General features: G+C 67.2%; 1 protein-coding gene. It reads right to left on the bottom strand.

Annotated elements, in window-relative coordinates; genetic code table 11:
- Window positions 1–1395 (bottom strand): GAF domain-containing protein (locus NUV94_02840; protein ID MCR4391724.1); only part of this gene is annotated, 1395 nt, incomplete at its 3' end.
- Window positions 1396–1418: the final 23 nt, after the last annotated feature.

Raw genomic sequence — 1418 nt, 5'->3', positions numbered from 1 at the left:
CGCGAGCCTGAGGTGGGCGATGGCCTCCCGCACGTGGCCGGCCAGGATCTCGGTGAGCATCACGTCCTCTGCGGTGAACGCGTCGGGCCGGGACGCCACGGCCTGGAACACCCCAACGTCCCCGATGGGCACGGACAGGAACGACCGGAAACTTGGGCTGGTGGGCCTGGCTTCGGGGAACGCCTCCACGTTGCCCCACAGGCTTTTCCCGTCCGCCAGGGTTTTCCACCCGATCCCCTCCCCGCGGGGGACGGGCCGGGACAGCCCCCGGGCCAGGTCGGAGATGGCCACCGGCACGAGGTGGTCCCCGTCCACGAGGTCGACCCCGCACACAACAAACCCCAGGATGTGGGCCGCGTCCTCCACCAGCATGGTGCAGGCTTCCTCCACGGTTTGGCAACGCTGAAGGCGCAGGACGGCCTTGTGAAGAGCGGATAGCTTCTCCGTACGTTCCCGGATCTGTTCCTCGAGATCCTTGCGGGCGGTGATGTCCCGGTTCACGGACAGGGTGGCCTTCTGCCCCCGGTACTCGAACAGGACCACCGCGCACTCCGTCCAATAGAAGGTGCCGTCCTTGCGCCGCTTCTTCTCCTCGAACACCACCGTCTCCCCCCGCTCGAGGCGCTCATTGGCCGTAGCGTAGGTGACGGCGGGTTCCTCGGCGGCGAGGTCCCGCATGATGTTGAGCCCGATGAGCTCGTCCCGGGGATACCGGCTCTGTTGGGAGGCGGCGGGGTTGGCCTCAAGGATCGTCCCGTCGAACGCGGTGATGTACACGGCATCGGCCAGCCGTTCGAACAGGAGCCGGAAAAGATGCTCCCTTTCCGCAAGAAGCTCCCGCTCCCGCGCCAAGCCCACGGCGAGGGCGATCTCCTCCCACACCAGCTCCAGGCGGGAAAAGTCCTCACGGGAAAACGCGTCCGGATCGTCCCGGTTGTCCAAATTGAGGTACCCGATGACCTTCCCCCCCTGGGCGATGGGGAGGGTGAGGAACACGGCCACGGGGCCGGCCTCCGCCAGGAGCCGCCCAAGCTCCTCCCCGAGCTGGTCCCGGTTCAAGGCGAGGGGGTTGCGGACGATGGCCGGCCGGTCATGGAACAGGCTGCGCTGGATGATCTTGTCCTTGGGGATCCGGATCCGGGCGAGCTTCTCCATGTCCCACCCCACCGCGGCCCGGAACTCGAACATCCCGGTCTCGTCGTTGAGGACGAGGAGGGACCCGGTCTGGGCTCCGGGGACCACGGAGATCGCGTACCGCAAGACGGCCTCGGCCACGGCGGAGAGGGTGCGCCCTCGGTTCAGGTCGCGCAGGAACTGAAGAAGCTGCCCAAGCTCGGTGGTCCCCCCACTACCTTCCGCCAGCCCGTTGCCTCCCACGTTCCCAATGTTACGCACCGGAACCATTCAAGGCAAATGCC

Source organism: Candidatus Acetothermia bacterium, assembly GCA_024653305.1.
In the GTDB taxonomy this organism is placed as follows: Bacteria; Bipolaricaulota; Bipolaricaulia; order Bipolaricaulales; family Bipolaricaulaceae; genus JACIWI01.
This window is presented reverse-complemented; position numbering and strand designations above follow the sequence as displayed.